At 67.9% G+C, this 25,478-nt stretch carries 20 protein-coding genes; 10 read left to right on the top strand and 10 right to left on the bottom strand.

The window, feature by feature from the left end; all coding sequences use genetic code 11:
- The first annotated feature begins 114 nt into the window (after window positions 1-114).
- From FHR38_RS08060 to FHR38_RS08085, 6 genes are all read left to right on the top strand, one after another.
- The gene (locus tag FHR38_RS08060; protein WP_184534084.1) at window positions 115-744 is read left to right on the top strand and encodes a TetR/AcrR family transcriptional regulator; all 630 of its coding nucleotides are present in this window, start codon (window positions 115-117) and stop codon (window positions 742-744) included.
- Window positions 741-1,967, top strand: a complete 1,227-nt coding sequence (locus tag FHR38_RS08065) for an NADH:flavin oxidoreductase (RefSeq protein WP_312881959.1) — start codon at window positions 741-743, stop codon at window positions 1,965-1,967. The genes FHR38_RS08060 and FHR38_RS08065 overlap by 4 nt, the downstream gene beginning before the upstream one ends.
- 14 nt (window positions 1,968-1,981) lie before the next feature.
- Window positions 1,982-3,685 carry a 3-ketosteroid-delta-1-dehydrogenase gene (locus tag FHR38_RS08070; RefSeq protein ID WP_184534085.1) on the top strand — a complete coding sequence of 568 codons (1,704 nt, stop codon included), beginning with the start codon at window positions 1,982-1,984 and terminating at the stop codon, window positions 3,683-3,685.
- A 20-nt stretch (window positions 3,686-3,705) separates the two neighbouring features.
- Entirely contained in the window at window positions 3,706-4,497 is a 792-nt protein-coding gene (locus FHR38_RS08075; protein ID WP_184534086.1) for an SDR family NAD(P)-dependent oxidoreductase, read from the top strand.
- Window positions 4,498-4,560: 63 nt separating this feature from the next.
- Window positions 4,561-5,406, top strand: a complete 846-nt coding sequence (locus FHR38_RS08080) for an SDR family oxidoreductase (RefSeq protein WP_184534087.1) — start codon at window positions 4,561-4,563, stop codon at window positions 5,404-5,406.
- Window positions 5,407-5,576: 170 nt separating this feature from the next.
- Complete coding sequence (locus FHR38_RS08085) at window positions 5,577-6,173, top strand: M23 family metallopeptidase (protein ID WP_312881961.1); 597 nt, start codon at window positions 5,577-5,579, stop codon at window positions 6,171-6,173.
- 144 nt (window positions 6,174-6,317) lie between these two features.
- Here FHR38_RS08085 and FHR38_RS08090 read toward each other — a convergent pair whose 3' ends face one another.
- Both FHR38_RS08090 and FHR38_RS08095 read right to left on the bottom strand, forming a co-directional pair.
- Entirely contained in the window at window positions 6,318-7,883 is a 1,566-nt protein-coding gene (locus FHR38_RS08090) for a plasmid pRiA4b ORF-3 family protein (RefSeq protein WP_184534089.1), read from the bottom strand.
- A 125-nt stretch (window positions 7,884-8,008) separates the two neighbouring features.
- Window positions 8,009-9,217: an IS30 family transposase gene (locus tag FHR38_RS08095; RefSeq protein WP_376771391.1), complete on the bottom strand. Its 1,209-nt coding sequence runs from the start codon at window positions 9,215-9,217 to the stop codon at window positions 8,009-8,011.
- 240 nt (window positions 9,218-9,457) lie between these two features.
- On the opposite strand from FHR38_RS08095, the gene FHR38_RS08100 reads away from it, so the two are divergent.
- Entirely contained in the window at window positions 9,458-10,372 is a 915-nt protein-coding gene (locus FHR38_RS08100; protein WP_184534090.1) for a DNA-processing protein DprA, read from the top strand.
- 257 nt (window positions 10,373-10,629) lie between these two features.
- On the opposite strand, the gene FHR38_RS08105 is transcribed toward FHR38_RS08100, so the two are convergent.
- Together FHR38_RS08105 and FHR38_RS08110 are read right to left on the bottom strand one after the other, a co-directional pair.
- Entirely contained in the window at window positions 10,630-10,887 is a 258-nt protein-coding gene (locus tag FHR38_RS08105) for a hypothetical protein (protein ID WP_184534091.1), read from the bottom strand.
- A gap of 78 nt (window positions 10,888-10,965) precedes the next feature.
- Window positions 10,966-11,868, bottom strand: coding sequence for an IS982 family transposase (locus FHR38_RS08110; protein ID WP_184531708.1), 903 nt, complete (start codon window positions 11,866-11,868; stop codon window positions 10,966-10,968).
- Between the two features lie 343 nt (window positions 11,869-12,211).
- On the opposite strand from FHR38_RS08110, the gene drmA reads away from it, so the two are divergent.
- The 3 genes from drmA to drmC are packed head-to-tail and all read left to right on the top strand — an operon-like array spanning window position 12,212 to window position 18,362.
- Window positions 12,212-15,727, top strand: coding sequence for a DISARM system helicase DrmA (drmA, locus tag FHR38_RS08115; protein WP_184534092.1), 3,516 nt, complete (start codon window positions 12,212-12,214; stop codon window positions 15,725-15,727).
- Complete coding sequence (gene drmB / locus FHR38_RS08120) at window positions 15,724-17,562, top strand: MrfA Zn-binding domain-containing protein (RefSeq protein ID WP_184534093.1); 1,839 nt, start codon at window positions 15,724-15,726, stop codon at window positions 17,560-17,562. Before drmA ends, drmB begins: the two co-directional genes overlap by 4 nt.
- Window positions 17,562-18,362, top strand: coding sequence for a DISARM system phospholipase D-like protein DrmC (gene drmC, locus FHR38_RS08125; RefSeq protein WP_184534094.1), 801 nt, complete (start codon window positions 17,562-17,564; stop codon window positions 18,360-18,362). Before drmB ends, drmC begins: the two co-directional genes overlap by 1 nt.
- A gap of 132 nt (window positions 18,363-18,494) precedes the next feature.
- Here drmC and FHR38_RS08130 read toward each other — a convergent pair whose 3' ends face one another.
- From FHR38_RS08130 to FHR38_RS08160, 6 genes are all read right to left on the bottom strand, one after another.
- Window positions 18,495-19,100, bottom strand: coding sequence for a TlpA family protein disulfide reductase (locus FHR38_RS08130; protein WP_221448949.1), 606 nt, complete (start codon window positions 19,098-19,100; stop codon window positions 18,495-18,497).
- Window positions 19,101-19,171: 71 nt separating this feature from the next.
- Window positions 19,172-20,071, bottom strand: a complete 900-nt coding sequence (gene ccsA / locus FHR38_RS08135; protein ID WP_184534096.1) for a cytochrome c biogenesis protein CcsA — start codon at window positions 20,069-20,071, stop codon at window positions 19,172-19,174.
- Complete coding sequence (locus FHR38_RS08140; RefSeq protein ID WP_184534097.1) at window positions 20,064-21,575, bottom strand: cytochrome c biogenesis ResB family protein; 1,512 nt, start codon at window positions 21,573-21,575, stop codon at window positions 20,064-20,066. Before FHR38_RS08140 ends, ccsA begins: the two co-directional genes overlap by 8 nt.
- An 11-nt stretch (window positions 21,576-21,586) precedes the next feature.
- Complete coding sequence (locus FHR38_RS08145) at window positions 21,587-22,396, bottom strand: cytochrome c biogenesis CcdA family protein (protein WP_184534098.1); 810 nt, start codon at window positions 22,394-22,396, stop codon at window positions 21,587-21,589.
- Window positions 22,397-22,400: 4 nt separating this feature from the next.
- Window positions 22,401-23,495: a tetratricopeptide repeat protein gene (locus FHR38_RS08150; RefSeq protein WP_184534099.1), complete on the bottom strand. Its 1,095-nt coding sequence runs from the start codon at window positions 23,493-23,495 to the stop codon at window positions 22,401-22,403.
- A 574-nt stretch (window positions 23,496-24,069) separates the two neighbouring features.
- Entirely contained in the window at window positions 24,070-25,476 is a 1,407-nt protein-coding gene (locus FHR38_RS08160; RefSeq protein ID WP_184539391.1) for an ammonia-forming cytochrome c nitrite reductase subunit c552, read from the bottom strand.
- Window positions 25,477-25,478: the final 2 nt, after the last annotated feature.

Below are 25,478 nucleotides of genomic sequence, written 5' to 3' on the forward strand. Positions count from 1 at the left end.
CGAACGTTCCCAGCCCAGACGTCGTTGGGCGCTCGGTCAGCGCGGGTGGACGCCAAATCGGTGATCGACGGAACTATTATTGACGGTTCCTGCCATAAATGCTTCACTGGATGCATGGCTCCGGCGACTCCGCACACCTCCGCACCCGCGCCCCGCCGACGCGGTCGCCCCACCGTGCTCGACCCCGAAGCGGTCGGGGCCACGGCGCTACAGCTGTGGGCGGAGCGTGGCTACACCGCCACCAGTTGGGACGACCTCGCCGAAGCCACGGGGGTGAGCGTCCGCACCCTGATGCGGCACTTCCCGTCCAAGGCCGCCCTCGCATGGGTGGGGGTTCCGGCGGCAACCCGACGCCTGACCGAGGCGTTCGCCAGCCTGCCCCTCGACGTACCGTTGCCGGACGCCCTGCGTACCGCGGTGGCCGCCGCCGTCTCCGACGACCCGCTCGTACGCAGCAACGGTGGCCGCTGGATGCGGCTGGTCTCGACCGAACCCGAGCTGGCCACGGCCTCCGCGCTCGCATACCAGCCCTGGACCGACACCCTCGCCCGCGAGATCGCCCGCCGTCGGCCGGGCGCACCCGAGACGATCTACCAGGCGGTCGCCACCGTATACCGCGAGGCGGCCCACTCCGCGCTGCGCGACTGGGCCCGTGATGGCGCTCGCGACTCGCCCGCCCACGCCGTCGACACCGTGCTGCGCTGGCTCGAAATCCACATCACCGCACCAGAGGACACGCAGTGACCACCACTACCCCGATCCCCGACCCACTCGCCCCGGCCATGCTCGGCCCGGTGAGCCTACGCAACCGCGTGATCAAGTCCGCCACCTTCGAGGGGGCGACCCCAGACGCCCTGGTCACCGACCGGCTGATCGAATACCACACCGCTGTCGGTCGGGGTGGCGTCGGCATGACCACCGTCGCCTACCTCGCCGTCGCACCCGAGGGGCGCACCGAACGCGGCCAGGTCTACTGGCGTCCCGAGGCGTTGCCCGGACTGCGCCGGCTGACCGACGCGGTGCACGCCACCGGTGCCAAGGTCAGCGCCCAGATCGGGCACGCGGGGCCGGTGGCGAACTCCCGCTCGAACGGGCTGCCTTCGCTCGCGTCGTCGGCACGGTTCAACCCGCTGGCGATGGGCTTCGATCGCGCCGCGACCCATGCCGACATCCGGCGGGTCGTGGCCGCCCACGGCCAGGCCGCCGCGTCCGCACGCGAGGTCGGCTTCGACGCCGTCGAAGTGCATCTGGGCCACACCTACCTGGCCGGATCGTTCCTGTCCCCCAAGATCAACCGACGCAAGGACGAGTACGGCGGTTCGTTGACCAACCGGGCCGACTTCCCGCGTCGGATCCTGGCCGCCGTCAAGGAGGCCGTGGGCGACGACATCGCCGTCATCGCGAAGATGAACATGGCCGACGGCGTACGGGGCGGCTTCGACCTTGAGGAGTCGATCCCGTTCGCCCGGATGCTCCAGGCCGACGGGCACCTGGACGCCCTCGAACTCACCGCCGGATCGTCGCTGCTCAACCCGATGTACCTGTTCCGTGGTGACGTCCCGCTGTCGGCGATGGCCGCTGCGCAGCCGCCGTTGCTGCGGGTCGGCATGAAGATGTTCGGTCGGTTCCTCTTCCACCACTACCCCTACCAGCCGCTCTACTTCCGCGACATGGCACGCCAGTTCCGCCGCGAGCTGTCCATGCCGCTGATCCTGCTCGGCGGCGTCACCGACCTCGACGGCATGCGGACCGCCATGGACGACGGCTTCGAGTACGTCGCGATGGCCCGCGCCCTGCTGCGGGAGCCCGACCTGATCAACAAGATCCAGCGGGACCGCGCGACCCGGTCGGCCTGCACCCACTGCAACCTCTGCGCCGCCAGCATCTTCACCGGCACCCACTGCCCGCTGGATGCCGAAGGCACCGCCGCACTCGTCGACGCCGGCACCCGGCCCGTCGCTGCCTAGGAGAGGACTTCCCCATGCCCGTCCCCCGGCATCCCCAGTCGACCACGGTCGACCTCGTCGTGGTCGGCTCCGGCACCGGCCTGGCCGCCGCCCTCAGCGCCCACGAGGCCGGCTTGTCCGTCGTGGTCGTGGAGAAGTCGCGCTGGGTCGGCGGCTCCACGGCCCGCTCCGGCGGTGCCTTCTGGATCCCCGCCAATCCCGTGCTAACCGACGAGGGCTCCGGCGACACGTACGAGCGCGGAGCCGCGTACCTGGAGGCCGTGGTCGCCGGCTCCGCCCCGGCGGAACGCTGGCGCAGCTTCCTCGACCACGGCACCGCCACCATCGAAATGCTCCGCCGGACCACCCCGATGCGGTTCTTCTGGGCCCGCGGTTACGCCGACTACCACCCCGAACTGCCCGGTGGCGCGGCCGTCGGGCGCAGCTGCGAGTGCCGTCCCCTCGACCTGAAGCTCCTCGGCCCCGACCGCAAGCGCCTCCGCCCCGCCGTCCTCTCCGCGCCCGTCCCCATGCCGGTCACCGGCGCGGACTACAAATGGCTCAACCTGATGGCCAAGAACCCTCGGCGCGCGATCCCCCGCATCGCGACCCGCATCGTGCAAGGGGTCGGCGGCCTGGTGCTGGGACGCGAGTACGCCGCCGGCGGGCAGGCCATCGCCGCCGGCATGTTCGCCGGGGTCCGCCGCGCCGGCATCCCGGTCTGGACCGAGACGTCGCTGGAGCGCCTGCTGGTCGAGGGGGACCGGGTCGTCGGGGTCGAGCTGCGCCACGACGAAACGACATCCACCGTACGCGCCGAGCGCGGCGTCGTACTCGCCACCGGCGGCTTCGACCACAACCTGCCGCTCCGGCACGCCCACCACCACCAGGACCTACAGGACTGGAGCCTCGGCGCGGACACCAACACCGGTGACGGAATCCACGCCGCCCAGGAGGTGGGTGCCGGCACCGACCTCATGGAGCAGGTGTGGTGGTTCCCCGCTGTCGCGCCGATCGGCGACGCCGCACCACAGGTGCTCCTCGCCGAACGGTCCCTGCCGGGGTCGCTCATCGTGGACGACACCGGCCGGCGGTTCATCAACGAGTCCCGCGACTACATGAGCTTCGGCCAGCGGGCGCTCGACCTCGCCCGTGAGCGCGGTTCGCTGCCGAACATGTGGCTGGTCTTCGACCAGAGATACCGCAACAGCTACGTATTCGCCGGAACGTACTTCCCTCGGGCTCCGCTGCCGAAGTCCTGGTACGAGGCGGGTGTCGCCCATCGCGCCGGCAACCCCCGCGACCTCGCGCGGTCCATGGGCGTGGACGCCGACGCGCTGCACGCCACCCTGGCGCGGTTCAACCAGTTCGCCGCCGCCGGGGTCGACGACGACTTCCACCGAGGGGCCAGCGCGTACGACCGCTACTACGGCGACCCGACGGTGACGCCCAACCCGAACCTCAGGCCCCTCTCGGGCAACCTGTACGCCGTCAAAATCGTACTGTCCGACCTGGGCACCTGCGGCGGCATCCAGGCCGACGGCCTCGGCCGGGCGCTGTCCGCCGCGGGAGTCCCCATCCCCGGCCTGTACGCGATCGGCAACGCCGCCGCCAACGCGTTCGGCCGCACGTACCCCGGAGCTGGCGCGACCATCGGTCAGGGCCTCGTCTACGGCTACGTCGTCGGGCGCCATGCGGCGGGCAAACTCCCCACCCAGGCTCGGCCCGAGGGCCGCTGACTCCCGTAGAAGGTGTCCCCATGCAGATCCCCGGCAGGGTCTTCGTCGTTACCGGCGGCGGCAACGGCATCGGGCGGCAGGTCGCCCTCCAACTGCTGCACAGCGGTGCCCACGTCGCCGCCGTCGACCTCGACGTCAACCGTCTCGAAGAGACCTCCGCACTCGCCGGAACGGCTGCGCAGCGGCTCTCCACGCACGTCGTCGACGTCACAGACCGGCACGCCGTCGACGCCCTCGTCGGTGCCGTACTCGACACCCACGGCCAGGTCGACGGGGTCATCAACCTGGCCGGCATCGTTCACCGTTTCGTCCGGATTCCGCAATTGACCCGTGACGAGATCGAACGCATCGTCAACGTGAACTTCTGGGGCACGGTCAACGTCTCGCTCGCGTTCCTGCCGGAACTGGTGAAGCGTCCTGCGGCCAGCCTGGTGAACGTCTCCAGCCTCTCCGGGCTCGTCTCCTTCGCCGGCCAGGCGTTCTACAGCGCCACCAAGGGGGCGGTCAAACAGTTCACCGAGGGCCTGTACCAGGAACTCATCGACACCAACGTGGCGGTGACCGTCGTCTTCCCGGGCAACATCAGCACCAACATCAGCGGCAATTCCGGCGTACGGATGATCGACGCCGGTGGCCGAAAGGTCCGGGCCACCACGCCGGAGCGTACCGCCCAGAAGATCGTGCGCGCCGTGGAGAAGGGCACGTTCCGTGTCGTCATCGGATCCGACGCCCGCCTGCTCGACGGGCTGTCCCGGGTGGCACCCCGACTGGCCGCGAACATCGTCGCCAAACAGATGAAGTCCGTCCTCTGACCGGGTTCGGACATGCAGTCGGGTTGGCCGGCTTAGCAGCTGACAGAACGGGAAGGAACCGACATGGGTACGTACGCGGTAACCGGTGCCGCCTCGGGCATGGGCAAGGCCGCAGCCGAGCGGCTGCGTGGCGACGGGCACAGCGTCATCGGCGTCGACCTACGTAACGTCGAGGTCATCGCCGACCTGTCCACGCCGCAGGGGCGTGCGGCAGCGGCGGCCGAGGTGCTGGACCGCGCCGGCGGCCGACTCGACGGCGCGGTCTGCGCCGCCGGGCTCGGCGGCATCCCGGGCCGGGACAGCCTCGTCCAGCAGGTCAACTACTTCGGCGTCGTGGACCTGCTCGAAGCGTGGCGGCCGGCGCTGGCCGCAGCCGGCAACAGCAAGGTCGTGGTGTTCGGGTCGAACTCCGTCACGCTCACCCCGATGGTGCCGGAGAAGGCCGTACGCGCCCTACTCGACCGGAAGCCCGCAAAGGCACTGCGGGTGGTGGGGCGTTTCGGTAAACGCTCGGCACCTTTCGCGTACGCGAGTTCCAAGCTGGCCGTGACGCGGTGGGCGCGTCGCGCCGCGATCTCACCGCAGTGGGCCGGTGCCGGCATCCGGGTCAACATCCTCGCCCCCGGCATCATCGCCACACCACTGCTCGACGAGCAGATCGCCCGGGGCGAGAAGGCCTCGGTCGAGCAGTTGGCCGTGCCGATCGGTGGGCGCGGCAATCCGAAGGACGTCGGCGAATGGGTCGCGTTCATGTTGTCACCGGCCGCCGACTTCCTCTGCGGCTCGGTGATCTTCCTGGACGGCGGTTCCGACGCCTACTTCCGCACCGACGACTGGCCCGTCTCGACTGGCCCAGCCGGGGTGATCCGTTACATGCGACGCGCCAAGGCATGGCGTAACCGCCACTGAGTCGGCGTGGCCGGTAGCTAAGTCGGCGTGGCCGGTAGCTAAGTCGGCGTGGCCGGTAGCTGTCCCGGCTTGAGCGGGTGGCCTTGCCTGCGTCTGGAATGCTTGCCGGCGTCTGAAATGCTCTGGCGGTGACGCCCGGCCACCCGCCCCGACGCCGTACCAAACGCATCGTGCTTACGATCACCGCAGGCGCGATCGTCCTCGCCGTTGCTCTGGTCATCGCCCTGGTCGTCGTGCCGCTGCTGCGGCCAGCGGGTCCGCGCCCGCTCTTCCAACTCCCGGTCGCCTGCGGCGAGACCTGGCAGCTCGGTACCTATCCCGGCCACGACGACTACGACGTCGACCTGTTCCCGACCGAGGGCAAGGCGTGGGGACGACCGGTGTTGGCGTCCTACGCCGGCACGGTCACCGAGGCGGGGATCAACGGATCGCTGGGCGGTCGTACGCCCGACAACCCGGACGGCCCGCGCGGCCGGGGCGGCGGCTACTGGGTGAAGATCGATCACGGCGGCAAGTGGGAAACCCAGTACCTCCACCTACTCGAACCGCCGCTTGTTCGAGAAGGTCAACGCGTTGTCCAGGGCGAGCAGATCGGGCGGGTCGGGAGCACCGGCAACTCCGGCGCTCCGCACCTGCACTACGAGCAGCGGCGAGGCTGGGAGAAGGTCGAGACCCACTTCGACGGCGTACCGTCCGGCATCACCTACGACGACCGGGAATACACGGTCGAGCGTACGAGCAACAACTGCGTCCCCAGACAACCGTGAAACGCCACGCCGGCTCCGTCTGGCTGCCCGCCTGACATTGCCGAGCTCTGCGTCGGCCCCTGATTGCGACGGCCACTGGAACACCAGGCACGTCATCCCAGTGGGATGACGTACGTGTTGTTCCAGTGACGCCTGCGTTCCGCCTCAGCGCAGTACTGCGAGCGCCTCGTTCACCTGCTCGGCGCTGAACCGGGCCGGGTCGAAGTCGGCGGGATCGTCCAACCCGAGCCACTCCACCATGTCGGCATGCTCCGGATGCTCTGGGTCGGCCAGGATCTCCTCAAGGCCGTTGTAGCGCCAGATCCCGCCGCAGTCCTCCGGCGGAGCTGCCCGCCGACCGCCGGTGCATCGCGGATAGGTCGTCGCCTTGTCCCGGTCGAGCACCTTCTCCACCACGATCTCGTGCTCCCAGGAGTCGCCGAAGTCGTACGTGTAGCTGATTTTGCTCTTCTCCCCCGGGGCGACCTGCTCCAACTTCACCGACGCCGCCGAACGGTGGCCAAGGTCCGGATCGGGGACGCCAAACTCGCCGTACGGGGTCTCGAAGACGTGCATATGACTGTGTTCCCAGGCGAAGGCGATCTGGAGGATGTCGTGCAACTTCGCCAGGGTCACATTCGCCGGCACCTCAAGCCGCCGCCAGATCGGTGGCTTCGCATCCCGCAACCCCACCTTGATCTGAAAGATGGGTGCCGGTCCGTCCGCCTTCTTGCGTTTCGGGGGCAGCGCTGGTGTACGCCGACCGCGTGGCCCCCCGCGCGCCAACAGCCTCCCGGCCTGGCCGACCAGTCCGCGCAGCATCGCCAACTGGGCGTCGTCATCATGCTCGCACTCCTCGTGCGGCAGGACGGGCTTGCTGGACGCCGGCAGTTGGGCCAACCTCGCCCCCACCAGCACCGACAGGACCGCGTAGTCAAGAACCTCCTCGTCATCCGCGAAGTCGACCCCGTTCAACGGGCCCAACTCGCGGTCGTGCGCGGCTCGCACCACCAGGGCGTTCTCCACCTGCCAGCGAAACTCAGCCGGATCCAACTCCGCATCCTCGAAGGCAAGCCCACCTCGTTCGAGGCTGTCCCGCATCATTCGCGTCGCCTCGGGGAGGTCATCCGTACCTATCAGCAGGATCTGGCTCGCCGCTCCGCAGTCCGGAGTGTCCACGCTCATCAGCAACGCCAGCGAACGATCCGCCCGGTGGAACACGCCGGAGAACATCGCGCCGGCGCCCTGCCGGTCGCTCAGTCGTCGGCAGTCGGTGACCATCACCGGCTCGTTCAGCTCGGCCACCCACGCCGGTCGAGGAGTGCCGGCTTCGGCGAGCCGGTCAGCAGCCGCCGACGCCGCCTTGCCGACCCGGCCGTCCCTGGCCACCGAACCGATGGCCAGCAGCATTGCCAGCGCCTCCGGCGTGGCCCGCGCCTCGAACGACGGGATGAGCCCGTCCACGAGCGGCTCCTCGAAGTCTGGTTCCGCCGCCATGACGGTCGCCAGAAAGGAGGCACCCACCATCTCCGCGTCCAGCGGATCGTCCGTGTCGAGCAGCTCGACCCCACCGGCAAGCAGACCGTCGAGCAGCTGTTCCCGGTCGACTTCCTCCCCGGAACACCCCGGACAGTCACAGGGATCCGGGTCACCAACCACCACCAGCGGCACCGAGCGCCGCTGTGCCCTCTTCTTCGACTGACCTTTTCGACCACGGCTCACCGGACTCATCCGCCCACTCTGCCGGCACCGGGTACCCAGACCTCGCACACCCTGTCCCCCACGCGTGGCTGGAAGGAAGGGGCCCTTCCTATCGTTTTCTGGGCGGATTCCAGGGGTCGTTGCAACACAGGTGATCAACTGGCTTCGGTCAGAAGCTTAGCGATGCGCTCGGCTGGGGTGTCCCAGCCGAGTGTTTTGCGTGGTCGGCCGTTGAGTTCGGCGGCGACGGCGGCGAGGTGCTCCGGGGCGTGGACGGCGAGGTCGGTGCCTTTGGGGAAGTACTGGCGAAGCAGACCGTTGGTGTTCTCGTTGGAGCCGCGTTGCCAGGGCGAGTGTGGATCACAGAAGTAGACGGGAATGTCCGCAGCGGTGCTGAACTGGTGGTGCAGGGCCATTTCGGTGCCTTGGTCCCAGGTCAGGGATCGTTTGAGGTGGGCCGGCAGGGTGGCGACGGTGGCCTGCAGCGCGTCACGGACACGCTCAGCGGTACGACCGCGACCCAGGTGCACCAACAGGACGTAGCGGGTAGCGCGTTCCACCAGGGTGCCGATGGCCGAGGCGCTGTCCTTACCGATGATGAGGTCGCCTTCCCAGTGGCCGGGCACGGCCCGGTCGTCGGCTTCGGCGGGCCGGTCGCTGATCATCACCATGGGCGCGGTGAAGCGAGGCTGACGTTGTCCGGGTTGGCGGCGCGGGCGGCGGACCGCGCGGCCGGTACGCAGCGCCCGAGTCAGCTCGCGGCGTAGCTCACCGCGTCCCTGCACGTAGAGCGCCTGGTAGATCGTTTCGTGGGTCACGTGCATCCCTGGCTGGTCGGGGAAGTCTCGCCGCAACCGTTGCACGATCTGTTCCGGGCTCCACTTACGGTCCAAGCCGTCCTGCACTGCCTGGCGTAGCCGCGGGTTCGCGGCGAGCTTGCCCGTCTTCGGCCGTGGGCGCCGCTGTTCGGCCCGTGCCTGAGCCGCGTGAGGGCGGTAGTCCCCTGTCCCGGGATGGGCATTACGGCGCAGTTCACGGCTGATCGTGGACGGATCCCGCCCCACCTCGGCTGCGATCGACCGAAGCGACCTGCCCTCGCGCCGCAGGTCAGCGATCAGGATCCGGTCGTCCACGGACAGAAACCGACCGGAGGAAGTCCCGGGCCGGGCAGGAGGTTGCGCCTCCTGCCCGGCCCGGGACTTCCGCCCGTGCCGCCAACGATGGCCAGTACGCCGGTTGACCCCGACGATCCGACACGCCTGTGCGGTACCTACACCCTGCGCCACAAGATCAAGATAAGCCTGACGCTCAGCATGCAACTTCTTCCGGCCCTGAGGCGCCCGGTCCTTACGGATCTCGAACACTGCAACTCCTGAACAGATCAGGTGTTGCAACCACCACTAGAACTCAAGCTGTATAGGAAGGGGCCCTTCCTAACACCCAGGGCGGCAGTCGGCGTACGTGTCGCAGCTACTTGACGAACCCCTGAGGCGAACATATGTTCGAGCAGTGCGGGACGACCTGGGCATCCGTCGCAACATCGGTCAGCGAGACCGACCTGGGGGGCCAAGGCAGGACCTCGGGGTGAGACCTAGGATCGTGACATGGAGACGGCGATGATCGAGCGGGCGGCCCTCGTCGCCCTGCTACGCCGCCCCGCTGCCAAGTGGTCGGACATCGCTCTCGACATCCAGGAGAGCGACAGCGCAATCGGAGTCCTCGACCGAACCGTCGGCCGACCGGACACCCTGTTCCCGGACACTCATGCCACCCACGAGCTCGTCAACGCTGCGGTCGAAGAGATCGCCGGTTGGCAAAGTGCGGGGATCGGCGTTCACGCCTTCTTTGACGACACCTACCCCGCGCAGCTTCTCGGCGTCAGGGAAATGCCGCCACTGCTGTTCACCCGTGGCGACCTGCGTATTCATGATCATGCCGTGGCCGTCGTGGGCAGCCGAAACGCCACCGATGACGGGTTGCGTATCGCACGTGCGGTCGCCACCTCCCTGGCTGGACGCGGCGTGACGGTGGTCAGCGGGCTCGCCAAGGGTATCGACACCGCCGCTCACACCGCCGCGCTAGAGGCCGGCGGACGCACCGTGGCGGTCATCGGCACCGGCATCCGACGCTACTATCCGCCAACCAACCGGCAACTCCAAGACCACATCGCCGATGTCGGACTCGTCATCAGCCAGTTCTGGCCCGACGCTCCGCCGACCAAGCAGAGCTTTCCCATGCGCAACGCGGTAATGAGCGGTTACGCGGTCGCGACCGTCGTCGTCGAAGCAGGGGAGACCAGCGGGGCGCGAACCCAGGCCCGACTCGCCCTCCAACACGGCCGTCCCGTCGTTCTCACCAGTCAAGTCATGCGATGTGACTGGGCCAAGAAGTTCGCCGAAAACCCGGGCGTCTACGTCGTACATGGCACGGCAGCGCTACTGGACGCCATTGACGACATCGTCAACCACCTGCCCACCGAAGCTGGCCTGGAGAACTTCCCTGACCTCGCCCTCCGCTGACCAACCATGGAGCACCATCCGCCAGTACGTGGATGTGCAGCGCAATTTCCTGCGCAACCCGTTGCCAGCACTCTCCTGGGTATGCCCGACTTGTCGGGGCGTACGCAGCGAGGGCTATCCGCTCTGCTTCCGTTGCCAGTCGCACACAACCCGGTCTGGTGCTCCCCATCTCCTACTCGCCTCGCACCGGCCAGCACCACCACAACCTCCGCACCTACAAGGGCATCGCCCCGTCCGGCCAGGCAAAATGGAGCCTGCTAGCCCTTCTGCTGCTCTTCCTTCGCGATCATCTCCACTGTGTCGAAGCTCAAACCGGTGCTGCGCCAACGCATGTGGCGATCGTCCCGAGTACCCGAGGTCGTGCCGGCACACATCCCCTCACGGCACTTGTCGGGGCTCGGCTCGATCTCCCATGGATCCTGAGCGCTCCGAGCCCTGAGTACGGCCCAGACGACCATGAGTTCCATGCTGACTGGTTCACGCCGGCCATGCCCGAGCAGCACGGGCGGGTTCACGCCCTGATCCTGGACGACACCTGGACAACTGGTGCCCGAGCGCAATCACTAGATGATTGAGTCCTAAATCCCTGCTGGTCAATGGTCGTATGCGATGAGTGATCTTGGGTTGGGTGCGCCGATGTTGGTGTTGTGCCAGATCACGGCAGCCAGGGCGAGTAGGCGTTGACCGACGCGGGCGAACAGGCCGTCGTGTCGGCGGGCTCCGTGTCGTTCCAGGGAGAGTTGGCCTTTCAGGCTCTGGAAGATCGACTCGATCCATTGGCGGGCGCGGAGCAGGGCTTTCTCGGCCGGGGTGCGTGGGGCGTCGGCCTTGGCGTTGGCGCGTTTCGGGCGGACCAGGTGGATGCTCCGCAGGTCGCAGAACTGGTCGAACTCCGGGCTGGCGAAGCCACGGTCGGCCAGGATGACCTGCCCGTCGGCGATTAGGTGGTGGTCGGCCTCGATGAGGGCGGCCATCACCTCCCGTTCGTCGAGTTTCGGGTTGGCCAGGCACCACAGCACGGGCATGCCCTCGGCTGTGGCCAGTAGATACAGGCGCATGCCCCAGAAGTAGCGGGAGTGTGAGGCGCTGTAGCCGTAGCCGGCGTCCCCGGCCAGGTCCGAACGTTTCGTGGTCTCCCGCGAGGTGCCGCACGGTACCGGGGTGGAGTCGATCAACCTGAGGATCGGGGCACTGGTCGGGGTGACATGGGCCAGGGCCCGGAGCACGGTGGCGATGAGCTGACCGCTGCCGCGGACCCGTTTGCCGTAGCCGGACGCGGTCGGCAGGTACGGGAACATGTCGCGCAGGTGGGTGCCGGCCCAGCGGATCCAGTGCCGTTCACGAGGGAAGTCGAACAGGACCTGGGTGATCATCAGGCAGACCAGTTCGGCGTCGGACAACCGCTGGGGCCGGCCGGGACGGCGGCGACGCGGTACCAGGTGATCGTCTACGAACACGTACAGTGCGGTCAGAAGGGTGTTGATGTCAGCTGTCACGAGCAGACAACGACACCCTTCCCTGTACCAGTACGCCGGCACCTCCCACCAGCAAAGATTTAGGACTCAATCATCTAGCGCATGCTCTGAAGGCCACTGGCGCCGCAACCGTGGCCACCATTGTCCTTGGCCGACACGTCGACCCGGACTATCCGCCAGCAAAGCGGCTGCTCACCGCCATTTCTGCCCCAATCTTCGACACCACCCGATGCGCACTGGACGACCATGTGACGTAAACACCAGGGCTGATCGGCGGCTATCTCCAGAGGGAAAGCGTCTTCGGTCAGCAGCTCAGCTCGGAGCGAGACGGCGGCGGTCGGCCCAACAGACTACGGTGGCGGTCATGAATGGGGAGGGTGTGCTCGCCGTACCGGATGAGCGCGTGATCCGTGCGGAGCTGGAACGGCTGGTCCGCGCCGACCTGCTCGGACCGCTCGGTGGGCAGGACGAAGAATTCCGGGAAGATCCACTTGATCGGTACATCCTGGGCCGGCTGGCACCCAACGGCATATCTGTCGAGCCGGACACCCAGGACGAGCTGTCTGACGCGACGACATCGGACATCCTGGAGGGCGACGCCGAGCCGAGCGCCCCGAACGTGCCCAGCCTCGCCCCCTCCGCACTGGGGTTCACCGCAACCGTTGCCGGCGATGTCACCGCGCTGACGATCACCGCCCACTGGGGACGCTACGAACGGACCGCCTCGACACATGAGGAACACGCCGGCAAGCGGGTCTGGCGTCGATACCAGCAGGGTGGCACGGTCAGGATTCGGCTCGATGAGGGGCTGCTGCCCAAGACCGTGGTCGACCGGGAACAGCCGGCTGTCGTCGTACGCGGGCGGGCCCGACGGCGCGACGGCCTGTGGCTCGTCTCGCTGTTCCTGGAAAACCGTCAGCCCGCCTCAGTCAAGCGGGATGCGGCGCTCTGGCTCTTCCAGGCCGAGCTGACCGCGACCGGTGTGGACGGCCAACCGGCCTTCGCGCCCCGCCCGGAGCAAATCACCGGCGGTGACGCCTCTGATCAGGCCGAACGGCGTCGACTGGCGATGGCCTACCGGTTCCAGCCCGAGTTCGCGGTCGGGCACGGCACGGCGGTGCGTGCCGAGCAGTCGGACGACGACCTGATGCGGGCACACACCATTCGCACCACGACCGTTCCCGAACACGAGGTGCCGTTCACCGACGTGCCCAGCGCCGCAGAGGACACGGACCTGCCCGAGTTGGCCAACGTGGTGTTGGACATGCGGCGGTTGGCCGAGTTGGCCGAAGACGGCCCGGTCGAGGCGCTCACGGCGGTGATCCAGCCACTCGTCGACGGCTACCGATCCTGGATCGACCGCAACGAAACCACGGCCGGTGACCCGACCCGACGGCTCGACGGCTATCGGCCGCAGGCACGCGAGGCGGTGCGGGACGCCCGCCGGGCCGCCGACCGGATCGAGGCGGGCATCCGGCTGCTCGCGTCGGACCCGGTCGCACGGCGAGCGTTCGGGTTCGCCAACCGGGCCATGTATCTGCAACGAGTGCACAGCGTGGTCGCCGCCGACCGGCGCGAGCATCCCCACACCCCACTGGCCCAGTGCATCACCGACGCCGACCAGCCGACCAACCATCGGTGGCGCCCATTCCAGCTGGCCTTCGTCCTGCTCAACCTGCCAGCGCTGGCCGACCCCCGGCACGCCGAGCGCACCGAGGACCCCAGAAAGGCCACCGCCGACCTGCTGTGGTTTCCCACCGGTGGTGGCAAGACCGAGGCATACCTGGGCCTGACCGCGTTCACCATCGCCGTACGTCGGCTCCAACCGGCATACGGCGGCATGGCGGCTGCCACTGGCCTTGCCGTCCTGATGCGTTACACCCTTCGACTGCTGACCATCCAACAGTTCGAGCGAGCCGCCACCCTGATCTGTGCTGCGGAAACGCTGCGCCGCGCCGACCAGTCCACCTGGGGTGAGCAGCCAATCCGGATCGGGCTGTGGGTCGGCGGGCGGGTCACCCCCAACCGCACCGACGATGCCGAGGAGTGGCTGTCCCGGCAGCGCCGGGGCCGGGGCATGGCGACCCGGGGCCAGGGCTCCCCGCACCAGCTCACCACCTGCCCGTGGTGCGGCACCGGCATCGAGGCGGGCCGGGACATCTCGGTGGAACAGGTATACCGACGCACCCTGGTGATCTGCCCGGAGGTGGAGTGCCCGTTCAGTGAAACGGGCGGGTTCACGCTGCCCGCGGATGAGAAGGGCCTGCCGGTCCTGCTGGTCGACGAGGAGATCTATCGTCATCCGCCCGCACTACTGATCGCCACCGTGGACAAGTTCGCCCAACTGCCGTGGAAGGGCGAGACCGCCGCCCTCTTCGGCCGGGTCGGTCGACGGTGCGAACGCCACGGCTACCTGACCGAGGACCTCGAACGGGCCGACTGGGAAAAACCGACCCACCGCATGAAAGGTGGTGCCCCACCCGCCCGCATCGTCGACTGCCCACGGTTGCGCCCGCCGGACCTGGTCATCCAGGACGAGCTACACCTGATCTCCGGGCCGCTCGGTTCCCTGGTCGGCCTCTACGAGACCGCTGTGGACCGGCTGGCGAGCTGGGAGCCGGAGCCAGGCCACTGGTCCCGCCCCAAGGTCATCGCTTCGACCGCCACCGTACGCCGCGCCCACCGGCAGATCGACGCGCTGTTCCACCGCCACACCGAAGTGTTCCCACCGCCCGGACTGGACGCCTCGGACAGCTTCTTCGCCCGCCAGCGCCCCGCCACCGGGCACCCCGGACGCCGCTACATCGGCATCTGCGCCCACGGCACACGGATCAAGTCCACCCTGATCCGGGTCTACGTCTCGGTGCTCGGCGCGGCACAGAAACTACACGACAGGTACGGCCACAACCCGATCACCGACCCCTACATGACCCTGGTCGGCTACTTCAACAGCCTGCGGGACCTGGGCGGGATGCGTCGCCTGGTAGAGGACGACGTGTCCACCCGACTCATCCGGGCCGACGAACGCGGACTGGCCCGACGATTCGACCCGCTACTCAAGGAGTTGACCTCCCGCATGCCGTCGGACGACATCCGGCCGCTGCTGGACCAACTCGCCGTACGGTTCAGTGGCACCCGCCCCAAGGGCAGCCCGCCACCGATCGACGTGCTCCTGGCCACGAGCATGATCGCTGTCGGCGTGGACGTGTCCCGGCTCGGCGTGATGGTCGTCGCCAACCAGCCCAAGTCGACCGCCGAATACATCCAGGCCACCAGCCGGGTCGGGCGAGCCGCACCGGGGCTGGTCTTCACCGTCTACAACTGGGCCAGGCCGCGTGACCTGTCGCACTACGAGAAGTTCGACCACTTCCACGCAAACGTCTACCGGCACGTCGAGGCGCTGTCGGTGACCCCGTTCGCCGAGCGCGCCATCGACCGGGGTCTGACCGGCGTACTGGTGGCACTGGTGCGTAACCTCGAACCCGGCTACAGCGGCAATCTGCGCGCTCAGGAGTTCGACCGGCACAGCAAGCTCGCCGATCACGTCGTACGGTTCCTCAAACGCCGTAGCAGCGTGGCCGCCGACAACGCCACCCGCAACCGGGTCGAGGACGAACTCGAAGCGCGCCTCGACCTGTGGGCCCGGGAACGCTCGGTGCCGGCCCGCCGGCTGGCCTACGACAAGCCGTACCGCAGCGACGACATCGCCGGCCTGCTACATCGCCCCGAGGAGGGACGCTGGCGGCAGACCACCTGCCCCACCTCGCTACGCGACGTCGAGCCCGGTATCCAGCTACAGCTGCACATCAGCGGCGTGGCCGCTGACAACCCCCCACCGTTCCGCTCCCGAGACACCAGCAACCCGGCGGCAACCTCATGACCGATCCGCAGCGCAACCTTCGCGTCGGGGCGTTGCGTCCCAACCAACTCCTGCACACCTACGGTGTCGGCTCCGTCGCCGACCTGCCCAGTCTGTCGGTCATGACGCTTGGCCTGGACCACTGGGATCTGGCCCGCTCCACCGTGACCACCGAGGATCGCCTGCTGGCGCTGATGCGGGCCAAGCTCGGCAGCCAGGTCCAGGCCCTGCGGCTGCCCCCGCACCTGCCCGAGACCTCGGACCCGTTCGCCGAATGGGCCCGGATCGGCGTGCCCGTCGCCCTGTTTCCGACCTGGTTACGCTGCTCCGACACCCGGTGCAACCGGCTGGCCCCCACCGATACCGGCATCTTCGAGCTGCTCTCCTCCCACCTGCCAGACAAGGTCCGCTATGTGCACGGGTGCCGGGGCAACGGTGGCCGGCGCCCCACCGCCGTGCCGGCCCGATTCGTGCTGGCCTGCGGCAACGGTCACCTGGACGACTTCCCCTGGTCCTATTTCGTCCACCGGGGCAACGACCCTGGCGTGGGCCACACCCTGAAGCTCTCGGAGCGTGGCAGCACCGGTGAAGCGGTCAACGTCTTCGTCTCCTGCGACGCGGACGGCTGCGGGGCGATACGACCCATGTCCGACGCGATCGGGGTGCAGGCCGAACAGCACCTGCCCGCCTGCCGGGGGCGGCATCCCCACCTCGGTACGTACGAGACGTGCGACGCGGCTACCCGCACGCTGGCTCTGGGGGCCACCAACAGCTGGTTCGCCATGCAGCTACCGGTAATCAGCCTGCCCCGGGCCGAACACCCGGTCGACCACGTCGTCGCCGACCACTGGCAGACCCTGCAACTACTGGCCGGATTGGACGCTCCGATCGCCAAGATGATCCTGCCGACGCAGACCTGCTGGCCAGAGGTGGAGCCGTACGGCGTGGACCGGGTTTGGGAGGCGATACAGCACTGCGCCCAGGCGGGGCCCGCCGAAGACGACCAGGACACCGACGACGTGCTCACGCCCGAGTGGCGGGCGTTCACCACCAACACCACAACCGAACTACCCGACTTCACCACCCGACCGGTGCCGGTGTCGGCCCAGCATGAGGACTGGCTGCGCAACGTCGTCCTCGTACCCCGACTGCGCAAGGTCGCCGCCCTGTACGGCTTCACCCGAATCGACGCGCCCGAGTGGGACGTACTCGACACTCCGGATCGGCGCAGAGCACCGCTGTCCATCGAGGACCCGACCTGGCTGCCCTGTGCGGAAATGCGCGGCGAAGGAATCTTCCTACGCTTCGACGAGGCCCGGGTCGTCGAGTGGGAACACCAGCCGGAGGTCAAGCAACGCGAGCAGCTACTGATCCGGGCGCATGACAGGTGGCGGGCCCAGCGCCAGCTGCCGCCGGGTGGGTGGCCCGGCCTGCGTTACGTCCTGCTGCACACCTTCTCCCATGTGCTTATCCGGGAACTCGCGCTGGAGTGTGGCTACAGCGCGGCCGGCATCGGCGAACGCATCTATGCCTGGCCGGGTGAGACACCCGCCGCCGGAGTCCTGCTCTACACCGCCGCCCCGGACAGCGAAGGCACCCTCGGTGGCCTGGTCTCGCTCGGCCGCGCCGACCGGCTCGGCCCACTCGTCGAACGAGCCCTGGAAACCGCCCGGCTGTGCAGCTCCGATCCGCTCTGCGCCGAGCACGATCCCACCGTGCACGGCCGGCTCTCGGCAGCCGCCTGCCACGCCTGCCTCTTCGCCGCCGAGACCTCCTGTCATCGAGGAAACCACTACCTCGACCGGGCACTGCTGGTCGACACCCTCACCGGCAGCGGGTACGGATTCTTCCCCTGATGAGCCACGAGGCGTTCGCGAACATCATCGCCGGCATCGCCGCAGAGCTGCCCGCTGGACATGTCACGGCCTGGGCTGACGTGTTGGCTGAGGTGACCGCTCCGGATCGCTCGGTGGAGGCGGCACTCATCGACGCACGACCGGGCTACGCGATCGCCTCCCACGTCCGGCAACTGCTCGTCGCCTGGCGTACCGAGGCACCCGAGCTGCCCGGCCCGGCGATCGCCCTCGCGCTACGCAGCGCTGCACACCTGCACCAGCAGGCTGCCGCCCAGCGGACCGAACTGGTCATCAGCGGCCCGACCAGCCCTTCCGTCCCGGTGCGCCTGACCAGCTCTGTCGTGGTCGGCCTGATCCGGGCAGCCCGGGACTCCCTGCTCGTCGTGAGCTTCGCCGCGTACGGCGTCACCGAGGTGGTCACCGAACTGGTGGCGGCCGCCAGTCGAGGCGTACACATCGACCTGGTCCTGGAAAGCTCGGCTGACGAAGGGGGTGCGTTGCGCGGACCGTCCGGGGCCACCACCGCCTTCGCGGAGCTGCGTGACCGGGCCGTCTTCTGGCACTGGCCGGCGCAGCGACGGGCCGCCGCCGGCAACCCCCGGTCGGCCCTGCACGCGAAGCTCATCTCCGCCGACGGCCGGGCCGCGCTGATCAGCAGCGCTAACCTCACCGACCGGGCGTTGTCGAGCAACCTCGAAGCCGGCGTCGTCCTGCACGACCCGGAGCTGGTACGACGTCTCGTCGCCCACTTCACCGCCCTGATGGACCCCGACAACGGCCCGCTGGAGCGGCTGCCGTGAGGACCGCTCCAGACGGCGGGGCCCGACTCCGTTCTCGTCAGGCCCCGCCACTCCCGTCAGGCCCGCCGCTTCGATTCGGCAAGCTCTGCGCGGCTACCCGCCCGTGACCTCATCGGAGGCGTACCGGTACGTCTATTTGCTGATCTCCGCTAGCGCGGCATCCATCCGGGCGCGGTTGAGCACACCCACCTTGATCGAGTGCAACTCGCCAGCGCGGTTGATGAAGTAGTGCGTCGGGATGCCCATCACTCGGTAGGCCGAGGCGATGCGGGTCTCCGGGTCGGCCACGTGAAGGAAGTCCAGCCCCAGTCGGATGGCGTAATCCCGCACGTCCTTGGCGTCCTCGGAGAGGTAGACCGCGATCACCACAACACCGTTGGCCTTCGCCTGGTCGTACGCGGCCTGGATGTCCGGAGCCTCAGCCCGGCAGGGCGCGCACCAACTGGCACCGAAGGTCAACCAGATGGGTTTCCCCTTGTGCTCACTCAGCGACACCGGCTGACCGTCGACGGTCGTGGCCGTGAAGTCCTGGGCGGGTTTGCCCACCGCTGGTGGCGGGCCGGACGCCGCACCGGTCAGCTCCACGGCGGTAACCCCGTCCGCGTCCGGGTCCGGCCGGTCCACCAGGTACGCCGCACCCATCACCAGGACCGTGGTCACGGCCAGCACCGCCAGCGTGCCGACGCGGCTCGTTCGGATTCGGGCGCGCCAACCAGCCGGGCGATCAGTTGTCGTCACCGACGTCATCGTGGACTCTCCTCTCCTGTCTCTTCGCGATCGCCACTAGTCCCCGCGCCCACTGGTTGTCGCTAGGCGTAGGCGTGCATCCCACCGAAGAACAGGTTGCCGAAGTAGGTGAACAGCACCGCGGCGAAGCCGAGCATGAGCAGCCAGGCGGACCGCCGGCCGCGCCAGCCCCGGACCACCCGGGCATGCAGGTACGCGCCGTAGATCAGCCAGGTGACCAGTGACGCGGTCTCCTTCGGGTCCCAGCTCCAGTACGTACCCCAGGCGATGTCGGCCCAGATCGCACCCAGGATGATCATGATGGTCATCATCGGGAACGACACCACCACGGCGCGGTAACCGATCTCGTCGAGCAACGCCGGCTTGGGCAGGCCGCGCCGGCCGCCCTCCGGCTGGATCAGGTACAGCACACCAGCCGCGCAGGCGACCGCAGCGGCACCGTAGGCGACGACCGCCGTCACGACGTGCAGGGTCAGCAGCAGGTTGTTCTGCAACGCCGGCACCAGCGGCGAGGCGGCGGCGTCGGCCGTCTCGGAGTAGAGCAGTATCGCCTCGGTGATCGGCAACACCACCAGCGCGAGCATCCGCACCTGGTACTTCCACTCGAAGTAGATGTAGGCGGCGAGCATGCCCCAGGCGAAGGACACGGCGAACTCGTACTGGTTGGAGAACGGCCCGTGTCCGGTTGCCACCGTCCGTGCCACCAGCGCGGCGGTGAGAAACAGCAAGGCCAGGACGGTGAGGCGGCTGCCGTACCAGACCAGGCCGGTCGGCTTGGCGGTCGCTCCGACACCCCGCACGCCCTCCGGTGTTTCCGTGGAGCCGCTGCCTCTTGCCCCGGCGTGTGCCAGTGCCGGCTGACGGACCGTGCGCCGCATCGCGAGGACGACCACGTACGAGACCATCGCCAAGGCGACCAGGATGCTGCTGGCGATAAGGCAGTATTGGGAGAACTCAAGCATCTTTCGCTCCTACCTTCTCGTGGTGCCCGCCCGGCTTTTCGGCGAGCGCGCCGACATCGGCGACGAACTGGCGGAACCACAACTCGAATCCCGAGTCGCGCCGCTCCGTAGAGGCGAGGAGAACCTCACTCCCCTCGTCGGTGGACCGCACCCGCACCCAGATCCGCCGGTGCCGGAAGAAGAGGACAAGACACAGGCCGAGCATCATCAGCGACGAGCCGACCCACACCCACAGCGCGCCCGGATCCCGAGAGACGATCAGTCCGGTGAACTGGCGCTCCCGCTCGAAGGTGTAGGTCAGGTCGCCGATGGTGGTCGGCTGGCCCGGCGACAGCACCTCGGCCCCGATGGCCTGCTCACTGTCCATCCGGAAGATCTCCAACCGCACCTGCCCGGCCCTGATGGTCGGATCCACCTGGCCCGACGCGGCGCTGACGACGTACACCATCAGGTTCTGGTCGGGCATCGTGAACTGGCCGATGGCGTTCTGGCCGTCGTCGGAGGTGAACGAGAGCGGCACACCCGCGTCGAAGATGTTCTTGCCGCTGCTGTCCTTGACCTGCATCACCGCGGAGACACCGAAGTACGACTGGTAGAACGTGACGCCCTCCCAGCGCAGTGGCGAGTTGACCCGCACCTCCTGGCTGGCCAGCTCCCTGTCGCCGCGGTAGAGCACCAGCTCGCTGACGTAGTCCTTCGGTCGGCCGTCCGCGTGGTACGTGTCGGAGAAGGACCTCGCCTCGACCGTCAGGCCGGTGCCGTAGCCCACATCCGCCCGCGTACCGACCGTCACCGGGAACTGCGTGTTCTTGAAACCGGTTGTGGCACTGATCAGTACCGCGCCCAGGATCACCACGAAACCCAGGTGGGCGAGGACTGTGCCGAACGGGGTGTAGCGGAACCGGTCCGAGTAGAGGTTCAGACCCGGCCCTCTCGGGTCCGTGATGGTACGGAACCGACGTCCGTTCAGCGCCGCGCGAACCTGCTCGATTGCCTGCTCAGGCGGCAGGGGCAGGGTGACCTTTGCGCGCAGCCCGGCGTGGCTGAAGAATGCCTCAGCAACATGGATACGGGGGTGCATCGCCCGTTTCCACAACTGCGGCGTCCGGTGAATGGTGCAGGCGAGAATGCTGACCGCCAGCAGGATGGTCACCGACTTGAACCAGACGGATGAGAAGACCTCGAACATCCCGGCCATGTTCAGTGGATTCGTCCAACCGCCGTACTTCGGCCGGACCGAGTCGAGCCAGCTCGCGTACGCCTGCGGGTCGTCGCGTACCCGGTCGGGCGCCTGCTCCAGCAGCGTGCCCACCAGGGTGAGCAGCCCCATGGCAAGGATCAGCGTCAGGCCGGTCCGCTTGGAGATGAGGAATCGGTAGATCCGGTCGACCAGGTCCCGTGGCGAGATCTCGATGCCCGAGTCGAGGTCGTCGCGGGCCAGGTTCCCCGGTTGCTCCCGACCGGTCACTGTTTCGTCGACATCGGTATGCGTTTTCTGGCTCATCTGATCCTCGCTCAGAGACCGAAGGTGGGCGCTAGGCCGGAGAGTTTGCCGAAAATATTGGTGATCATCAGGAAGCCGGTCAGGATGAGCAGCGCTCCCGACACAATCGACACCGCGGTGTGGTGCCGCCGCAGCCAGCCCAGGCGGCGACTCACCTCGGTCGCACCGATGGCGACCAGGATGAACGGGATGCCCAGCCCCAACGCGTATGCGACGAGTAGGGCCGTGCCCTGACCGACGCTGTCGGTGACCGAGGCCAGGCCGATGATTCCGCCGAGGATGGGGCCGATGCACGGCGTCCACCCCGCCCCGAACGCGACCCCCAGCAGTGCCGAGCGTCGGTAACTGGGGGCGAGCGCGGCCGGGCTGGACTCGGCCGCACCCGGGCCAGCATTCACACCCGAGCCGCCGTTCACACCCGAGCCGCCATTCGCACCAGGGCCACCGGCCGCACCCGGTCCACCGCCCGTGCGTACGGGTACCCGGACCTCCCGGTACAGCGCCGAGATCTCGATCAGACCGGCTACGTGCAGACCCATCACGATCAGCACGGCACCGCCGACCGTCCGCAGCACGTCGCGATAGTCGCCGAGCACGTAGCCGATCAGCCCGATCGAGGCCCACAGCGCGACGAAGACCGCGGAGAATCCGAGGACGAAGACCAGCGCCTGGGCGAAGGCGACCCGACGGGCGCGGGGCGAGTCCGCCGGTGTGGCACCGACCATGTAGCTGACGAAGACCGGCACCATGGGCAGGCAGCAGGGCGAGGCGAAGGATACGACCCCGGCGAGAACCGCGAGTGGCAGCGTAATCCCGGTCATGTCGTCACTTCCCGCCGCCGGGCGAGGTGGTCGACGGCGAGGGAGACGGGTCGACCAGGCTGTCCATGTGGGTGGAGACGGTCTTGGCAAGCTCGGAGTTGGGGTCGATCTTGATTACCTCTTCCCACGCCGCCTTCGCCTTCGCGTTGTCCGGTGGGTTCTTGCTCAGGTAAAGAAAGCCCAGGTCGTAGTGCGCCTCAGCCTGCTTCGGATCGAGTGCGACGACCTTCAACCAGTGCTGCTCCGCGCCGGTGGTGTCACCGGTGTTGAAGAGTGCGACGCCGAGCGCCAGCCGGGCGTTGATGTCGTTCGGGTTGATGTCGATGATCTTCTGCTGCCAGGTGGCCGCAGTCTTGTAGTCGGAAGCCTGGAAGTAGACGTCGCCGAGTGATCGCAACGTCTCCACGTCCTTGGGGTTCGCCTGGAGCTTGCTCATCAGCGTGGCGACCTTGGCCTCGTCGAGCGGCTGGGCGGTGGGCGAGGCAGTTGTGTTGGCGCTTGTGTTGGCGTCGGGCGAGGTGTCACCCCCCACCCGATAGACGCCGTACACCAGCGCGGCGACGATCAGCATCAGGGCGACCGGGAACATCCGGGAGTTACGCAACCGGCGTCCCAGCCCCGCTGGGGAGGACTGGCGTGGGTGGCTGCGTGCGGCCCGTCGTGCCGACTGCTTCCGGGGCTCCGCTGCCCGGCCTCGGCCCTGACCGGCGGCAGGGCGCTTGCTTGACGCGGCCCGGACGGCCTCGGCCTGGTCGACCTCATCCTCGTCGAAGTCGTCCTCGTCGAAGTCGCCCAAATTGAGAATGTTCCGGAGATCCTCGTCGGACTCGTCAGGCTCGTCGGGCTCGTCGGGCTCGTCGGGCTCGTCGGGCTCGTCGGGTTCGTCGGGCTCGTCGGGTTCGTCGGGTTCGTCCGCGTGGCTGGCGCTGCCGGAGTCGCCCGCGTCGCCATCCGTCACGGGTGCCCGGTCGTCCCGCGCCGTCGCGCCCACTGGATCCGACTCCCGGCCGGACAGCACCGCGTATGCCGCACCCGCCGTGGTGGCCTGCTGCCGGGCCCAGGACTGGAGACCGGGTGGCGCCGAATCCAGGAAGGCCACGAGACGGTCGTGGGCGGCCTCGACGTCGTCCGCACTCGCATCGGGAGGAAGACCGAGCCAGTTCAGAAGCGTATGGGGGAAGCCTGCCGAGTCTTCAGAACCCGCCACAGCCGTTCGACGCCGAGCCATCTGAATCTCCCGGTATTGATCGCGTGGTGCGGTGTCCACGCCGCTCTGAGTGACACCTCAACGATCGTCTTGAGGGTCTTCGGCAGCCATCCGTCACCCGACACGTTTCCGATAGATCCGCAGCGTGGGAGTTATAGCCGTAGCCACGAAGGGCATAGTCCCGCCTGTACCGGTCGGTCCGAAGTCGGCGACGCGCCTCCGGCGATTACACCGGGAGACCTGTGCGTGGCCGGCGCAGTGACGTGACCTGCCCCAACAGTCGGTTGCGGGCGCGATCCATGGGTGCGGCACCGATGGGTAGCCGGTAGCGGGCAAGGATCGCGGTGAGCGCCGACACCCACAAAAACTCGGGGGAGGAGGCCATCTGGCGCTCCTCCCCCGAGCACTACCGCAGTGCGGTCACTGCCGGCCGTCGGACCGAAGTACGACTAGCTGACGGTGACCCTCACCGCGTCTTCGGCGGCTGCGGCGGCATGACGCCCCGAAGTGCGAGCTGACCCTGCCGAACGTAGTTGGTGGCATCGTTCAGGACACGGAGCGTCTCACCGGGTGCGTGGAAGCCGCCCGAGTTCTCGGCCTCGACGTAGTCGATGAAGAACTGCGCCTTCCGTTGGAAGTCGCGGGCAGCGTTCAGGTTCGCCTCGGGCGTACCGTTCTTCTGCGCCGCAGCGATGTCGTTGATCAGTTCGACGAGGGCGTCGAAAGCGACATCACGGGAGTGCGTGTAGCGGTTCTGGATGTTCTCTACACGACTCTTCAAATCCTGCTCGGATGCGCGGTGGCACGTCTGGCAGGAGCGGTTGACGTCCAACAGCGGACTACGAAGCTGGTGGTCGCTGACCTTGGCAGCACCTTCCTTCTTGTACGGCATGTGGCAGTCGGCGCAGGATACGCCGGCCTTGGCGTGCACGCCCTGGTTGTACATCTCGAACTCGGGATGCTGCGCCTTGAGTACGTTGGCGCCGGTTTCCTTGTGGACGAAGTCCGAGTGCCCAACCTTGTCGTAGTAGGCGAGCGCGTCGTCAACTGTCAGACCGTTCTGCCACGGGAAGGTCAGTCGCTTTTCCGCGCCCTTGAAGTAGTACTCGACGTGACACTGGCCGCACACGTAGGAACGCATCTCCTGCGCGGTGGCGTCGCGGTTGACGTCGAAGTCCTTGACACCAATGGACGCCTTGTACGCCTTGATGCCCTCCATGAACGCGGGACGGGTGATCCGCAGTTTCATCGTCTTCGGATCGTGGCAGTCGATGCACGCCACCGGGTGCTCCGCCATGGCGGAGGCATCGTGGTAGGTCATCGAGTTCATCTTGTCGAAGCCCTTGAAGAGGTCCCCGCCGCCCAGGTCCTTCATCAGGACATAGGTGGAAGCGTGACAGTTGAGGCAGGTGCCTGGCTGTTTGAATTCCGTCACGCGCTTCGTGTACTTCTGGTCCTCAAGCATGTAGGCATGCCCACGCTCTTCCCGGAAGTCGGTCGCGAACGCATAGCCGGCCCACATCTTGACCAGGCGGGGGTCCTCCTTGAGCTTGTCCTGCGAGACGACGGTGCGCGGGTCGACCTGGGTGGGGGTTCGCCGCACCGCCTCCGAGCCGCCGTACCGGGTCTTCTGCTGCTCCGTCGTACGTTTGTAGCTGTCGTACTGTAGGGGGAAGTTCCTACCCCAGATGGCGGGGTCGGTGGTGTTGTCGTCCAACTCGACCACCGGGTAGTACGGGGTGTGCGCTTCCTGTTTACGCTCGAATATATTGACCAGGAAAGCGGTCAGCCCCACTGTGGCAAACGCGCTCAGCACGACAGCCGAAAGCAGGATCAGCCTCCTGCGTTTCGGTGTTACCTTTTTTAGTTTCATTC

The organism is Micromonospora polyrhachis, from assembly GCF_014203835.1.
Taxonomy (GTDB): domain Bacteria; phylum Actinomycetota; class Actinomycetes; order Mycobacteriales; family Micromonosporaceae; genus Micromonospora_H; species Micromonospora_H polyrhachis.

What these genes read in the sequence shown, in the direction of transcription:
- FHR38_RS08060 (WP_184534084.1), top strand. Translation starts at nt 115, where the DNA reads ATGGCTCCGGCGACTCCGCACACCTCCGCACCCGCGCCCCGCCGACGC.
- FHR38_RS08070 (WP_184534085.1), top strand. Translation starts at nt 1,982, where the DNA reads ATGCCCGTCCCCCGGCATCCCCAGTCGACCACGGTCGACCTCGTCGTG.
- FHR38_RS08075 (WP_184534086.1), top strand. Translation starts at nt 3,706, where the DNA reads ATGCAGATCCCCGGCAGGGTCTTCGTCGTTACCGGCGGCGGCAACGGC.
- FHR38_RS08080 (WP_184534087.1), top strand. Translation starts at nt 4,561, where the DNA reads ATGGGTACGTACGCGGTAACCGGTGCCGCCTCGGGCATGGGCAAGGCC.
- FHR38_RS08090 (WP_184534089.1), bottom strand. Translation starts at nt 7,883, where the DNA reads ATGAGTCCGGTGAGCCGTGGTCGAAAAGGTCAGTCGAAGAAGAGGGCA.
- FHR38_RS08100 (WP_184534090.1), top strand. Translation starts at nt 9,458, where the DNA reads ATGGAGACGGCGATGATCGAGCGGGCGGCCCTCGTCGCCCTGCTACGC.
- drmA (WP_184534092.1), top strand. Translation starts at nt 12,212, where the DNA reads ATGAATGGGGAGGGTGTGCTCGCCGTACCGGATGAGCGCGTGATCCGT.
- drmB (WP_184534093.1), top strand. Translation starts at nt 15,724, where the DNA reads ATGACCGATCCGCAGCGCAACCTTCGCGTCGGGGCGTTGCGTCCCAAC.
- drmC (WP_184534094.1), top strand. Translation starts at nt 17,562, where the DNA reads ATGAGCCACGAGGCGTTCGCGAACATCATCGCCGGCATCGCCGCAGAG.
- ccsA (WP_184534096.1), bottom strand. Translation starts at nt 20,071, where the DNA reads ATGCTTGAGTTCTCCCAATACTGCCTTATCGCCAGCAGCATCCTGGTC.
- FHR38_RS08140 (WP_184534097.1), bottom strand. Translation starts at nt 21,575, where the DNA reads ATGAGCCAGAAAACGCATACCGATGTCGACGAAACAGTGACCGGTCGG.
- FHR38_RS08145 (WP_184534098.1), bottom strand. Translation starts at nt 22,396, where the DNA reads ATGACCGGGATTACGCTGCCACTCGCGGTTCTCGCCGGGGTCGTATCC.
- FHR38_RS08160 (WP_184539391.1), bottom strand. Translation starts at nt 25,476, where the DNA reads ATGAAACTAAAAAAGGTAACACCGAAACGCAGGAGGCTGATCCTGCTT.